Genomic DNA, 14352 nt, shown 5'->3' with positions numbered 1-14352 from the left:
GGGCCGCCGCAGAGCGGCCCTTTGTATTTCGATAATGACGAGTATCCCCATGACTGAACGTACCCTCTGGCATCCTGTTGCCCAATCCTCCGATGTGGTGAGCGCGCCGTTTTCCGTGCTGCTGCTGGAACAGCCGCTGGTGCTGTGGCGCAATGCGGAGGGACTGGTTCAATCCTTTGTGGACCGCTGCCCCCATCGTGGTGCACGCCTGTCCATGGGGCGTGTGGAAAACGGGCATCTGGAATGCCCTTATCACGGCTGGCAATTCTCATCGGGAGGCCAATGCGTGAAAGTGCCCGCCGTGCCCGATTTCACGCCCCCTGCATCGCAGCGCGTGCAGGCCTTCGAGGTGCAGGAAGCCTATGGCCTGATCTGGGTGCGACTTGAGCCTTCCGACAGTCAGCTGCCCGTGTTCGCTGCCGAAACGGACCAGCATCTGCGCAAGGTGAACTGCGGGTCCTACGATGTGGCTGCCAGTGCACCGCGCATCATCGAGAACTTTCTCGACATGTCCCACTTCGGCTTTGTGCACGAAGGCTGGCTGGGCAGCCGCGACGCCACGGCCATTGCCGCCTACAAGGTGGAGAGCACCGCCACCGGCGTGCTGGCGACGGGTTGCAAGGCCGTGCAACCCCAGTCCAATCTGCATTCCACCCAGGCGGCCGAGGTGGAATACACCTACGAGGTGACCGCTGCTTACACCGCCGTGCTGACCAAGATTCCCGAAGAGGGCAGCTCCAAGCAGGGCTGGCGCGAGCAGATCGGTCTGTTCATCTGCCCCGTCACTCCCGAAACCAGCCGTGTCTGGTTCCGGCTTGCGGTCGCGGACTTTGAATCGACCGACGAGCAGTTGCAGACCTTCCAGCACACCATCTTTGTGCAGGACCAGCCTGTGCTGGAGTCGCAGCTGCCCAAGGCCCTGCCGCTGGATCCGCGCGCGGAAATGCACTCGGCGGCCGACCGCATGTCGTCGGCCTATCGCCGCTTCCTGAAGGCCCAGGCGATAGGCTTCGGAACCTGCTGAGACCGGCCTGAGAGGCTTTGCCGCATTGGCGTCCATGCGGGTGAGCGAGGGGCTCGTGGCGGCAAGACCGAAGTCGCAGACCTGTCGGGCTGGCCATATGGCCTGAGCTGTGCCTGTTTGATAGGCTAGACATTGAATGGCGCGCAGCGCCAAGGAGAATAAAGATGAACACCGTGCCTGCCGTAGATGTTGCCCGTCTGCCTGAGCTGCTGCGCGCCATGCCCAAGGCCGAGCTGCATATGCATATCGAGGGCTCGCTGGAGCCCGAACTGATTTTTGCGCTGGCGCAGCGCAACCAGATACCTCTGGCCTATGACAGCGTGGAGGCGCTGCGCGCGGCCTATGCATTCACCGACCTGCAGAGCTTTCTGGACATCTATTACGCGGGTGCCAGCGTGCTGCTGCATGAGCAGGATTTCTACGACATGGCGCGTGCCTATCTGGATCGTGCCGTGGCCGACAATGTGGTGCACACGGAAATATTCTTCGACCCGCAGACCCATACCGAGCGGGGCGTTGCGATGGAGACCGTCATCAACGGTCTTTATCGAGCCTGCCGCGACGCTCAGATCGAGCAGGGCATTTCCTCCTCGCTGATCCTGAGCTTTCTGCGCCATCTGAGCGAGGAAAGCGCCCTGCAGACGCTGGAGGCCGCGCTTCCGCTGCGTGATCGCTTTATCGGCGTCGGGCTGGACAGCAGCGAGCTGGGCAATCCGCCCGAGAAGTTCGCCCGCGTGTTTGAACGCTGCAAGCAACTGGGCTTGCGTCTGGTGGCCCATGCGGGAGAGGAGGGGCCGCCCGCCTATATCTGGGGCGCATTGGATGTGCTGAACGTGGAGCGCATCGACCATGGAGTGCAGTCAGAGCAGGATGCGCTGCTGATGCAGAGGCTGGTCAAGGAGCAGATACCGCTGACGGTCTGCCCGTTGTCGAATCTCAAGCTCTGCGTGATCAAGGACCTGGCCGATCACAATCTGCCGCGCCTTCTGGCGGCCGGGCTCAAGGTCATGATCAACTCGGACGACCCTGCCTATTTCGGCGGCTATGTCAACGAAAACTACACCCAGCTATTTGCCGCCACGGGCATGGGCGCGCCCGAGGCCTATCAGCTGGCGCGCAACAGCCTGGAAGCGAGCTTTGCCAGCGAGGCGCAGAAGCAAGAATGGATTGCAGGCCTTGACGAAGTGTTTCGGCAGTATGCCGCAGCTTGACGAAGTGACTGCTGAGCGGCGCAGCAGCCGTCTTCACAAGCGCCGATAGCCTGGGTTCCGACGATTGAAAGCCCGGTTGAAGTGATTCAACCGGGCTTTCTTTGCGTGGAGCGGCGCAGCGCCAGGGCTGGCATAGGTCCGGTGGCCATGCGCCGCGTGGTGTCGCCGCGCAGATGCTCGAACAGCAGATCGACCGCCTGCTGGGCGATAGCCTCCAGATGCAGGTCCAGTGCCGTCAGTGGCGGCTCGCAGCTGCGCGCACGCAGTCCGTCGTAACGCGTGGCCAGCATCAGGTCTTCGGGAATGCGCAGGCCTGCCTGCTGGGCGTAGCGGGCAGCGCCCACGGCAAAGGCATCGACCATGACCAGCAGTGCATCGAGCTCGGGGTGTTCGCCCAGCAACTGCTGTGCCGCAGCATGGCCTCCGTCCTCGCCCTCGGCTTCGTCCATGCGCAACACCACAGGCTGCATGCCATGGCCTGCAGCCATGGCTGCATAGGCCTGCTCGGCCTGGCTGTAGGAGGTGCGCTCCGAGGCGCCGACCACCAGCCCGATCTGCCTGGCTCCGGCCGCCAGCATATGCGTGAGCAGCATCTGTGTGGCCGGACCCGACAGCAGATCGACATAGGGCACGTTGACATTGTCGCCACCCGGGCGGCCGATGGACACCACCGGCAGGCCCTGCTGCAGCAGCTCTGCCAGCTGGGGGTCGCCGGCCTGCGGCTCTATGACCAGTGCGCCGTCGATATCGAGCAGGTTCAGCGAAGTCTGGCCGGGTCGGTGCGGCGGAACCAGCGCCATGACCAGGCCGCGTTCAAGCGCCGACGAGGCAGCGACAGCTGCCACTTCCATGAAGAACCCCAGCCGCGAGGGGCCGCCCGAGACCGTGAATGGCATGGATGACATCAGCGCAATCATGCTGGCGCCGCCTGTGCGCAGGCGCTGCGCATGACGATTGGGCCGGTAGCCGAGGCTGCGCGCAGCTTCCTCCACCTTCAGGCGTGTGGCCGGGTCGACCTGACCGCGGCCATTGAGCGCGTGCGAGACCGTGGTGCGTGAAACACCGGCCTGACGGGCCACGTCGGAGATGGTGATGCGTTGGCTGGGCGTGTCGGCCATGGAATTCCTCAAGAGTGCGGGCGGTCATTGCGAGGCCCGCGGCAGGCATTGCAGAAGTTTTTGTATACTTTACTTTGCCCAAATCGATTTGGTTAATTTGACTTTGCATCAATTGTTCATAAAGAAGATTGAAGCAATCCAGATACCAAATCGATTTTCTTTTTGAAAACGATATCGCCATACCGACCGGCCGCAGTGCCGGCCGATGCGCAGATATCCGAGCGTTGCCCTGGTTGTCGGGCAGCGCTGCGAGTCAATTGCGACCGGGGTGCTGGCCTGCCGCCGCTTCGGTTTGCTCACTGGAGAATGAATGTGCCCAAATCGGATTTGAGCCGGCGCAGCTTTTTGAAGGCCGCAGCCGCCCTGGGAGTGCTTGCCGCAGTGCGCCCGCTGGAGCAGGCGCTGGCGCAGATGGTCGAGCCGGCAAGCGCTCAGGACGCTGCCTGGATGGACGGCGGCCGGCTGCGCTACCGCCGCGACGGCATGGCCAAGGTCACGGGCCAGAAGCTGTTTGCCATCGACCTGCGCGCGCGCGACATGGCGGGCTGGCCCGACAAGCAGTCCTATGCGCTTTTGATCATGGTTCCGCGTGCCGACCGCATCTACGAAGGTCTGGATCTGTCCGTGCTGGGCAAGGACTTTGCCCCCGATGTGCTGGTGGACGCCGAGCGCGCCGAGGCCGATGGCGTGCACATGCCCGAGCCGGGTTTTTACGGCAGCTACTTCTTGCCCAAGGGCCAGGTCTCGCCCATGCTGGGCCAGCCCGTGGCCATGGGGATCTGGCATGACTACGAGCGCTACCGCGAAGCCGTGCGCCTGCTGCGTTTCAATGACGGAATCTTCCAGTGGGGCGCAGCCGCCACACCACCCAAGCGCAAGCCCTATGTGGCCGCGCGCTATGTGCGCATGGGAGCCGAAAAGCACGACGAGCCCGATCTGTACGCGCCTCTGTACAACGGTATCGTGCGCCCGCAGCTGACCGGCCCCGAGGTGCAATGGCCTGGCGCGGACGATCCCAAGCATGGCAAGGCCATGCAGTATTCGGCCCAGATCCAGCAGTTGCTCAAGCAGCCGCCCGAGGGCACCCAGGTCTTTTCCCGCGACTACCACAGCCAGTCCATGGAGCCCGCCGCTCTGGAGCCCGAAAACGGTCTGGCCTGGTATGAAGAGAGCAGGGGCGTGATGCATATGGTGGGCGCCACCCAGGCGCCCTACGCCACGGCGGGCCATGTGGTCGGCATGGTCAAGGCCAGCCGCTTTGCGCTCAAGGAAATGGATTATCTGAGCGCCTACACCGTGGGCTATGGGCAGAAGGAGCATCACTCCTTTCCTTTCTATGTGGGCCTGGCGGCGCTGTATGCGCAAGGCCGTCCGGTGCGCCTGGCGCTGGACCGCTGGCAGCATTTCCAGTTCGCACTCAAGCGCCACCCCTTCGACCTCAAGACCACGATTGCCGTGGATGCCCAGGGGCAGTTCCAGGCCTTCTCGGTGGACATGCGCGGCGATGGCGGCGGCACCATGAACTTCAGCCCTTCGGTGGGCACGCTTGGTGTCGCTTCTTCGCAGTCGGTGTACTACTTTCCCAAGAGCGATCTGTCGGTGGCCGTCTTCCCCAGCAGCGAGATCACGGCGGGGTCGGTGCGCGGCTACGGCACGCTGCAGTCCATGGCTCCGACCGAAATGCTGGTCGATGAAATTGCCGAGCAGATCGGCATGGATGCCATCGCGCTGCGCCAGAAGAACATGCTGCGTACAGGTTTGCGCAACACCCAGGGCGCCGTGCCTGCGGGTCAGTTGCGCATCGGCGAGATTCTCGCCCTGGCCGCCAAGGATCCGGTGTGGGTGAACCGTGCCCAACGCAAGGCCGAGTACGAGGCCGCCCATCCCGGCATGCGCTACGGCGTGGGTTTTGCCTCGGTGCAAAAAAGCTTTGGTACCGCCGGCGAAGCCGCGCTGGCATTGATCGAGCTATCGCCCGAAGGCAAGCTCAAGATGAAGCACATCACGGCAGAAATCGGCACCGGCACCACCACGGCGCAGATGCTGGCGGCAGAGCCCTTTCTCGGCCGCCCTGTGGACGAGGTGGAGTTTGCGGCGCAGAAATGGCCCGAGATGCCCGTGCACACGCAGGAGCAACCCAACTCCACGCCCCAGGCCGATGAGGATCGCCAGTCGCAGGACCCGTACTGGGTGCCCAGCTTCACCTCGCCGCAATCAGCCTCCAACTCGGCCTACTACTTCACCCACACCACGCGCCAGGCCGCCAAGCTGTTGCTGGCCCATGGTCTGTGGCCTGCGGCACTGTCCATCTGGGGCAACCCGTTTGGCGGGCCGCTGCAGGGCATGCCGGTCTCGCTCGATGAAGCCGAGTGGAAGGACGGCAAGCTGGTGGCCGGAGCCATGGAGCCCTTGACGCTGGAGCGCCTGGCCGCACGCGCCCATGAGCTGGGTCTGATCACCGGTGTCTGCGTCCACACCTTCAATCGCCGCTCCTGGGCCAGTGCCGAGTTCGAGCTGGGCGGCAAGCGCTTTGCCGCCGAGATCGATGCGCTGTCCGTTCGCTTTGGCAATGGTGCCGATGCGGCGCATAAGGCCGCGATGGACAGTGCCGGCTATGCCTTCCAGCCGCGCGTCAAGGTCAGCTATCCGCCGGTGCACCGTCTGGCGGCGGGCGCGGTGTACTACGCGCCTTGCGCCACGCTGGTGGAGCTGGCCGTATCCACGGGCACCGGCAAGGTGAGCTTGCTGGGGCACAAGACCTGGCTGGAATGCGGCTCGCAGATCGTACCCGAGCTGGTCTCTGGCCAGTTGCAGGGCGGCGTGGCCATGGGTATCGGCCACGCTCTGTACGAAGAGCTGCCCCTGGGGCCGAGCGGCCCCGGCAACGGCAGCTGGAACTTCAACCGCTACCACCTGCCGCGCGCCAGCGAGCTGGCGGTGTGGACGGCCGAGGGTCATGTGCTGCCTCCGGTCTCGCGCACCGACCCGCCCAAGGGCATGGCCGAAGTGGTGATGATCCCCGTCGTTGCTGCCTGCGCCAACGCCGTGGCCCACGCCACCGGCAAGCGCTTCTATCAACTGCCGCTGAGCGCGGAACGAATCAAGAAGGCATTGTGATGCAGCAACGTATCCAGTTTTCCGCCACCATCAACGGTCAAAAGACCGGCCCGCATGAGCTGCCCAAGGATCTGATGATGATCGAGTTCCTGCAGGAATATGCGGGCTTGAACGGTACGCGCCTTGGCTGCGGCCAGGGTGTGTGCCGCGCCTGCACCATCATCGTGGACGAGCCCGGCAAGGGCCCGCATGCCGTGCCGGCCTGCGTGACTGGCGTCGCCTGGCTCAATGGCAAAAGCCTGCGCACCATCGAAGGCGCCGCCCGCACCGATGACACCGGCCGGATCATGGCTTCTGCCGTGCAAAAGGCGTTTCTCGAGCATTTCTCGTTCCAGTGCGGCTATTGCACACCGGGTTTCGTGAACTCGGCCACCGTGCTGATGGAGCAGCTGCAGGCCAGGCCCGTGGATGCCGACGCCTTGGAAGAAGCCGTGGAAGCCGCGCTGGACAAGCATATCTGTCGCTGCACCGGCTATGTGCGCTACTACCACGCCGTGCGCGACCTGATTCTGGCCACGCCGGGCCTGACCACGGGCCAGCGCACGCGGGAGGTCAGCCGTCATGGATAAGGCTCAACGCAGCAAATTCACCAGGATCGCCGCAGGCATTGCCGCCGCAGCTGTGGTGGTGCTGGGCGGTATGTATATCGCGGGCAGTGCAAGCGGCAGCGTGCCGCCTGCCACGGTGGACTTTGCCAACATCAGCGCCGAGCAGAAGCAGAAGCTGTTCGACCGCGGCCTGCAGGTGTTTCGCGCTGCCGACTGCGCGGCCTGCCACAGCTCGCCCACCACGGGGGCCGAGCTGGCCGGAGGCATGGCCATGGTCACGCCCATGGGCACCTTGTACGGCACGAATATCTCGCCCTCCAGGGAGCACGGCATAGGCAAGTGGTCGGCCGACGATCTCTACCGCGCCGTGGCGCGCGGCATGGCACCGGGGCGCAAGAACCTCTATCCAGCCATGCCCTACGCCAGCTATCACGACATCACGCGCGCCGATGTCGATGCGCTCTGGGTCTGGCTGCAGGCCCAGAGCGCCGTGGAAGTAGCCAACCGCTCGCCGGAGATGAACTTTCCGTTCAGCATCCGTCCCGGTCTGGCGCTATGGAATGCGCTGGAGCGCCCTGCGGGCGAGCCCGCCCCCGAGGCTGTCAATACGCTCGATCGCGGCGCCTATCTGGTCAACACCCTGGGTCACTGCGGCGAATGCCATACGCCGCGCACCAGCAGCTTTGCCATGGACCTCAAGCAGTCGCTGGCGGGCAATGTGATCGAAGGCGCCTACGCCCCCGACCTGCGCCCCAAGTCCATGGCCGCGCGTGGCTGGAGCGAGCGGGACCTGCTGCAGTTTCTGCGCACCGGCCTCTCGCCCCAGGGCGTGATGACCATGGGCATGTTCCCCGTGCTCCAGCATTCGAGTGCGCATATGGAGGAGGCCGACCTCAAGGCCATGGCCGCCTATCTGATGCAGGGTGAAAAGCCTGAGTCCAGGCCGCCGGTTGCCGAAGCGCCTCAGACCCTGACCTCGGCCAATGGCGAGCGCGTCTACCTCGGTCTGTGCGCAGGCTGCCATGGCGTCGATGGCCAGGGCCAGCCGCATTCCTCGCTGCGCCTCGACACCAACACCACGGCCATGTTTCCCACGCCGCTGAACCTGGTGCGCGTGATCCGCGAAGGCCTGCCCGAGCGTGATCTGGCCCATGGCGAGCGCATGCAGGCCATGCCCGGCTTTGCCGATCAGCTCAGCCATGAAGACATGGCCGATCTGGTGAACTATATGCGCCTGCGTTGGGGCCGCCAGAAGGGGGATGTGACGCCGTCCCAGGTGGCGGATGCCATCAGGAGCGCCGAATCCCACTAAAGCAGGGATTTCAAGTAAAAAGAGCTGCCAGCGATTGGCCATCAAGCGCTGGCAGCTCTCTTTTTTTAATGGTGATTCGACTTACGCCAATTCGGCCTTGATTTTCTCGGCCAGCTCGCCCAGCACGGCAAAGCCCGGTTCCTCGCGCTGCCAGACCACGGACAGGCCATCGCCCTCGAAGCGCGGCAGCACATGCAGATGAAAGTGAAACACCGTCTGCCCCGCCGGCGCACCATTGGCCTGGAAGATATTGATGCCGTCGGGATCGAAAGCCCTGTTCACCGCGGCCGCCACGCGCTGGGCCGTCTGCATCACTGCGCCGGCTTCCTCGGGCGTCAGCTCCAGCAGATTGACGGCATGGCGCTTGCTGGCCACCAGCACATGGCCTCGCGTGGCCTGGCCGATGTCCATGAAGGCGATGGTCAGCTCGTCCTCATAGACCTTGGCCGATGGAATCTCCCCTTTGACGAGCTTGCAGAAAATGCACTCGCCAGGGGGCGAGTGGTCTACAAACATGGGCATGACGCTCTCCTTTTTTATGGTTCAAGCGTCCTATCTTAGAGGCTGACCGGTTTCAGCCCCGCGTCGCGCGCAGGCAGTCGCGGGTGATCTCGGCCATGGATGTCGCGCCCAGCATGGCCATATTGCGATCCACCTCGTCACGCAGCAAGGTGATGGCATGGTCCACGCCCTGTGCACCGCCAACTGCGGCTGCGTACATGAAGGGGCGGCCCAGAAACACCATACGCGCGCCCAGGGCCATGGCCTTGAGCACATCGCTGCCGCGGCGAATGCCGCTGTCCATCATCACGGCCGTGCGGTGGCCCACGCGGTCCACCACATAGGGCAGCATCTGCAGCGGGGCGACCACGCCGTCGAGCTGACGGCCGCCGTGGTTGGAGACCACGATGCCTTGCGCGCCGATATCGGCGGCCATCACGGCATCATCTTCGTTGAGGATGCCCTTGATGATGAGGTTGCCCTGCCAGCGCTGGCGGATGCGCTCGATGTGCTTCCAGTTCAGGTGGTCGCGGCCCGTGGTATCGCGGATGGCGGTGCCCGACAGCAGAGGCGCGCCGCGCGTGGCAAACGAATTCTCGAAGTGCGGCATGCCGTGGTTGATCAGGGTGCGCAGCATGGTGCCCACCATCCAGCGCGGACGGGTGATGCCGTCATAGGCCAGGCGCAGCGAGGGACGCAGCGGCATGGAGAAGCCCGTGCGCACATTGTTCTCGCGGTTGGCCCAGACGGGGATGTCCACGGTGATGACCAGGGTGCCGAAGCCGGCGGCCTCGATGCGCTCGATCAGGCCGTCGATGCGCGTGGTGTCGCCGGGCAGATAGGCCTGGAACCAGGTCGATGGCGCGGCCTTGGCCACTTCTTCCATGGGGATCAGGGAGGTGCCGCTCATGATGGCGGGAATGCGGTTGGCAGCCGCCGTCTGCGCCAGCACCAGATCGCCGCGATAGGCCGAGATGGCGCTGATGCCCACGGGGGCCACGCCGAAGGGCGAGTCCCAGGTCTGGCCGAACAGCTCCACTTTCTGATGGCGTTGTGACACATCCACCATGACCCTGGAGCTGAAGCCGTATTGCTGGAAGCTGTCACGGTTGGCCTGCAGCGAGACACAGTCTTCGGCCGCGCCGGAGACATAGCCGTAAAGCGGGCGGGGCAGGTGCTTGCGCGCTGCGGCCTCGAAGTCCTGCAGCGACAGGATGTTCTGCAGATGACGGGGAAGCCCTGCGCGTTGGCCGTAGGCGGCTTGCGCTTTGGGGGCGGAGGCTGCGTTTGCAGCAGGGGCTTGTGACGATGCCATGGTAGGGCGCTTCGGGAGCGAAATTCAGGGGTTTAACTGGCTGCGCCCCCGCACACTTGCGGTGCACGGGGGCGTGACAGAAACATCAGGTGTTCAAGGTTTACTGAGCGAATGTACCGCGCTGACGCATCAGCTCGCGGTGCAGTTGCTCGTTACGCTCGAACGGTGCGCGGCCGTGCACATAGAAGTAGTTGTTCAGAACCACCAGGTCGCCGGCGGGCAGACTGACGGTGCGGGTGCCGGACGAATTTTCCATCGATTCCGACAGATTCTGCAGGTATTCGGCTTCGGCGTCGTTGGCGGGCTGCACGAACTGGTCGATGAAGGAGATGGACAGGCCGAACTCGCCGTGGAAGAACACGGGGCGCTCGACGCGCTCGCTCACGTTCTTGGAGCCGGGGGCTTTGTACAGCAGGGGCCTGGCGCCCAGCGGGTCCTGCACGAAGCGGTCCAGCTCGCTCCAGTCGTCCAGGTGCAGAAAGCGCGACTCGCCGCCCACGGCGTTTCGCTCGTCAAACTTCATCATCAGCAGCCAGTCGGTGGCCTCGGTCACGAAGGTGCCGTCGGTGTGCATGGTGAACAGACGGTAAGCCTGGCGCAGATAGGAGTCGCTGGCGTCGGTGTGCTTGACCAGGAAGCGTGCGTAGTACTTGTTGGACATGGAGTCGTGGTTGGCCGGGCCCAGGATATGGCCGATGGCGGTGCCGAACTTCACATAGTCGTCGCTATCCTGGCTCACGCCTTCCAGACCCAGCACAAAGCCGCCATGCCTGCGGTCCTTGATGATGTTCACCAGGGTCTCGCCAAAGTCGTCACCCATGTGGGCCTTCAGGCGGCGCGCCAGATGAAAGCGCATGAAAGGCACGTACTCGAGGTTCTGCACGTCGATATCGCGCACATCGGCCAGGAAGGCGTTCAGTGCGTCGGCGTTCAGGGTCAGCTTCAGCAGGCGGGGATGCTCGGGGTGAGTGCTGATCTCGTAGGCGGCAGGTTGAATCAGTTGCTGGGGGGTCGTAGCGTTCATGGTGGGCGGGTACTTCAATCAGGAATGGTGTGATTGAACACTTCTTGTTTGATACGATCTATGGGGTTAAATGCATTTTTTGATAAGAAATTCAGATTAAATCCATGCTCAGCTACCGCCAACTCGAGCACTTCGTCACCGTGGCCCAGGAGCTGCATTTCTCGCGTGCCGCCGACAAGCTGGGCGTGGCCCAATCTGCGGTCAGCGTGCAGGTGCAGCAGCTGGAGCAGCAGCTGGGCGTGCGCCTGCTGCAGCGCAACAAGCGCAAGCCCATCACGCTGACCGATGCGGGCGAGCTGCTTTATGACGAAGCCGTGGCCGTGCTGCGCCATATGGAGCGGGCCCAGCAGATCGGGCAGCTGGCGGCCCAGGGCATGAGCGGCCATGTCAAGCTGGGCTATATCTCCTCGTCCGTGACCTCGGGTGTGCTGGCGCGCATGCTCACGCAGTTCCGCCCCGGCCATGAGCAGGTGCACATGCAGGTGCTGGCCATGGAGACGCCGCGCCAGCTGCAGGCGCTGCAGCAGGGCGAGATCGATGCCGGTCTGCTGCGGCCGCGCCGTCGCTACCCCGAGGGGGTCAAGGCGGTCATCGTGCACAGCGAGCCCTTCATGGTGGCGCTGGCCGAGAACCACCCTCTGGCACGCCATGAGTCCATCAGCGTGGCCGATCTGCGCGGCCAGACCTTTATTGCGCCGCAGTTCATCAACGAAAGCGAAGGCTTTGCCGAGGTGTTGGCGCGGCTGGCCGAGACGGCCGGTTTTTCGGCTCGCGAGGCCTATCGCGTCAACGACTTCGTCACGGCAACCAGCCTGGCGGCCGCGGGCTATGGCATTGTGGTGCTGCCCGAGTCGAACCGCCTGCTCAATCAGCCGGGCGTGGCCTTCAGGCCGCTGCGTGACTTCAAGGAAAACGTGCACATGGCGCTGGCCTACCGCGAGCGCGAGAACTCGCCCGCGGTGCGCGCCTTTCTGGCCGTGGCCAGAAGCTGCGCCGCCTAGTGGCGCGGCTGCGGGAAGGGGGTGTTGCGGCGCTGGTTTCTGGCCTGTCGAACTAGCAAAAATGCTAGCTTCTATCGCTTTCTGATACTTGATTTCAGATATAAATGGTATTGAATTCAATTACTGGAAAGCGAAACAAGCTTTGTTATTGATAGCGAAAGCCCTGGCCTGCGCGCAGCCGTATAGCCTCTATAAGCGCTGCCGTGTTCCGCAGGCGAGAGCGGGCGCGTAAGCTCTGGTCCATGAAAATCTATCGTAGTGCCCTGCTGCGCTTCGCCGATGACGGCCAAGCGGTTTATGACTCCGACGCCTTGCTGGCGATTGCTCCCGATGCCGCGGGCGTGCAGCGTGTGGTGGCTGCGGGCAGCTGGCAGGCGCTGGCCGACCAGTATCTCGAGCGCGAAGGCGTGCAAGTCATTCACCTGCCCGGCAGGCTGCTGGCACCGGGCTTTGTCGACCTGCATATCCACTACCCGCAGACCGATGTGATCGGCGCGCCGGCCCCTGGGCTGCTGCCCTGGCTGGAGAACTACACCTTCCCGCACGAGTCGCGTTTTCACGATCGCGAATATGCCGATGGCGTGGCCGATTTCTTCATGAACGAGCTGCTGCGCAACGGTGTGACCACGGCGCTGGCCTTTGCAACCTCGCATCCGACCTCGGTGGATGCCATCATGACGGCAGCGCAAAAGCGCAGCATGCGCATGATTGCCGGCAAGGTGCTGCAGGACCGCAACAGCCCCGATGGCGTGCGCGACGAGACCGAGCAAGGCCTGATCGACACCGAAACGCTGATCCAGCGCTGGCATGGCGTGGACCGCCTGGGCTATGCGATCACGCCGCGCTTTGCACCGACCAGCACCGAAGCGCAGCTGCGCGGTGCGGGCGAGCTGGCAGCCAGGTATGGCGATGTCTGGATTCAGTCCCATGTGGCCGAGAACCTGGACGAGATTGCCTGGGTCAAGGAGCTGTTCCCCGCCGCGCGCAGCTATCTGGCCGTCTATGACGACTTCGGCCTGATGCGCGAGCGCGCCGTCTATGCGCACAGCATCTGGCTCGACGAAACCGACCGCCAGCTCATGCACGACACGCGCTCGGCAGCGGCCATCAGCCCGACCAGCAACCAGTTTCTGGCCAGCGGCTATTTCGACTACCTCAAGGCCGACCAGGCCGGCATGCTCTACGGCCTGGCCAGCGACGTGGGTGGCGGCATGAGCTTCTCGCCGTTTCGCACCATGCAGGCCGCCTATGTGGTGGGGCGCGAGGGCCATGCCAAGCAGGGCCAGAGCCTGTCGCCCCAGAACCTGTGGTGGCAGCACACGGCAGGCGCTGCGCGCGCGCTGGGTCTGCAGGGCGTGATCGGCAATCTGCAGCCCGGCTGCGAGGCCGATCTGGTCGTCATCAACCCCGGCTGCACGCCGCTGCTGGCGCGCAAGACGGCCCAGGCGCGCAATCTGGACGAGCTGCTGTTTGCCATGATCATCCTCGGAGATGACCGCCTGATTGAGCAAACCATTGTTTCTCAAGCAAAATAGCGGTCTTGCGCTTGATTTGTGAGCGCACAACGCTATGAAAAATCAAGCGATACAGGACTTCTAATGAGCATCAAGAGCGACAAATGGATCCGTCAGATGGCGGAGCAGCACGGCATGATCGAGCCTTTCGAGCCTGGCCAGGTGCGCCAGGTCGACGGCAAGAAGATCATCAGCTACGGCACTTCAAGCTATGGCTACGACATCCGTTGCGCCCGCGAATTCAAGGTCTTCACGAATATCCACAGCACGGTGGTGGACCCCAAGAATTTTGACGAGAAGAGCTTTGTCGACTTCGAGGGTGACTATTGCATCATCCCGCCCAACAGCTTTGCTCTGGCCCGCACGGTGGAGTACTTCCGCATCCCGCGCGACGTGCTGACCGTCTGCCTGGGCAAGAGCACTTATGCGCGCTGCGGCATCATCGTCAACGTGACGCCCTTCGAGCCCGAGTGGGAAGGCTATGTGACGCTGGAGTTCTCCAACACCACGCCTTTGCCGGCCAAGATCTATGCGGGCGAAGGCTGCGCCCAGGTGCTGTTCTTCCAGGGCGACGAGCAATGCGAAGTCAGCTACAAGGACCGCAACGGCAAGTACCAGGGCCAGCATGGCGTGACCCTGCCCAAGGCCTGAAGCCTGTTGCTTCGCC

At 63.7% G+C, this 14352-nt stretch carries 12 protein-coding genes; 8 read left to right on the top strand and 4 right to left on the bottom strand.

All coding sequences use genetic code 11. The annotated features are described in order from the left end of the window. The first annotated feature begins 49 nt into the window (after positions 1-49). Positions 50-1024 (top strand): aromatic ring-hydroxylating oxygenase subunit alpha, encoded by a 975-nt coding sequence (locus O987_RS20730; protein ID WP_003052489.1) that lies wholly within the window; start codon positions 50-52, stop codon positions 1022-1024. Between the two features lie 164 nt (positions 1025-1188). After that, positions 1189-2235 (top strand): adenosine deaminase, encoded by a 1047-nt coding sequence (locus tag O987_RS20725; protein WP_003052491.1) that lies wholly within the window; start codon positions 1189-1191, stop codon positions 2233-2235. A gap of 86 nt (positions 2236-2321) precedes the next feature. On the opposite strand, the gene O987_RS20720 is transcribed toward O987_RS20725, so the two are convergent. Next, positions 2322-3353: a LacI family DNA-binding transcriptional regulator gene (locus O987_RS20720; protein WP_003052493.1), complete on the bottom strand. Its 1032-nt coding sequence runs from the start codon at positions 3351-3353 to the stop codon at positions 2322-2324. A 306-nt stretch (positions 3354-3659) separates the two neighbouring features. On the opposite strand from O987_RS20720, the gene O987_RS20715 reads away from it, so the two are divergent. The 3 genes from O987_RS20715 to O987_RS20705 are packed head-to-tail and all read left to right on the top strand — an operon-like array spanning position 3660 to position 8330. After that, entirely contained in the window at positions 3660-6470 is a 2811-nt protein-coding gene (locus O987_RS20715; RefSeq protein WP_043374487.1) for a xanthine dehydrogenase family protein molybdopterin-binding subunit, read from the top strand. After that, a complete protein-coding gene (locus O987_RS20710) occupies positions 6470-7039 on the top strand; it encodes a (2Fe-2S)-binding protein (protein ID WP_003052497.1) in 570 nt (189 codons plus the stop codon). The genes O987_RS20715 and O987_RS20710 overlap by 1 nt, the downstream gene beginning before the upstream one ends. Continuing rightward, positions 7032-8330: a cytochrome c gene (locus tag O987_RS20705; RefSeq protein ID WP_043374483.1), complete on the top strand. Its 1299-nt coding sequence runs from the start codon at positions 7032-7034 to the stop codon at positions 8328-8330. Before O987_RS20710 ends, O987_RS20705 begins: the two co-directional genes overlap by 8 nt. An 81-nt stretch (positions 8331-8411) precedes the next feature. Here O987_RS20705 and O987_RS20700 read toward each other — a convergent pair whose 3' ends face one another. The 3 genes from O987_RS20700 to glaH form a co-directional block, all read right to left on the bottom strand. Continuing rightward, positions 8412-8852: an HIT family protein gene (locus O987_RS20700; protein WP_043374481.1), complete on the bottom strand. Its 441-nt coding sequence runs from the start codon at positions 8850-8852 to the stop codon at positions 8412-8414. Positions 8853-8904: 52 nt separating this feature from the next. Beyond that, positions 8905-10146: an alpha-hydroxy acid oxidase gene (locus O987_RS20695; RefSeq protein ID WP_043374478.1), complete on the bottom strand. Its 1242-nt coding sequence runs from the start codon at positions 10144-10146 to the stop codon at positions 8905-8907. A 100-nt stretch (positions 10147-10246) separates the two neighbouring features. Continuing rightward, positions 10247-11170: a glutarate dioxygenase GlaH gene (gene glaH, locus O987_RS20690; RefSeq protein ID WP_003052505.1), complete on the bottom strand. Its 924-nt coding sequence runs from the start codon at positions 11168-11170 to the stop codon at positions 10247-10249. A gap of 104 nt (positions 11171-11274) precedes the next feature. Between glaH and O987_RS20685 the strand changes: the two genes are divergently transcribed. The 3 genes from O987_RS20685 (at position 11275) to dcd (ending at position 14336) form a co-directional block, all read left to right on the top strand. Beyond that, entirely contained in the window at positions 11275-12171 is an 897-nt protein-coding gene (locus O987_RS20685) for a LysR family transcriptional regulator (RefSeq protein WP_012839484.1), read from the top strand. Between the two features lie 242 nt (positions 12172-12413). Further along, on the top strand, positions 12414-13706 hold the full coding sequence (guaD, locus tag O987_RS20680) for a guanine deaminase (protein ID WP_003052509.1): 1293 nt from the start codon (positions 12414-12416) through the stop codon (positions 13704-13706). 63 nt (positions 13707-13769) lie between these two features. Next, the gene (gene dcd / locus O987_RS20675) at positions 13770-14336 is read left to right on the top strand and encodes a dCTP deaminase (RefSeq protein ID WP_003052512.1); all 567 of its coding nucleotides are present in this window, start codon (positions 13770-13772) and stop codon (positions 14334-14336) included. The last annotated feature ends 16 nt before the right edge of the window (positions 14337-14352 follow it).

This window comes from Comamonas testosteroni TK102 (genome assembly GCF_000739375.1).
Lineage (GTDB): Bacteria > Pseudomonadota > Gammaproteobacteria > Burkholderiales > Burkholderiaceae_C > Comamonas > Comamonas brasiliensis.
Note: the sequence above shows the minus strand (reverse complement) of the source record. Positions and strands in the feature narration are given on the sequence as shown.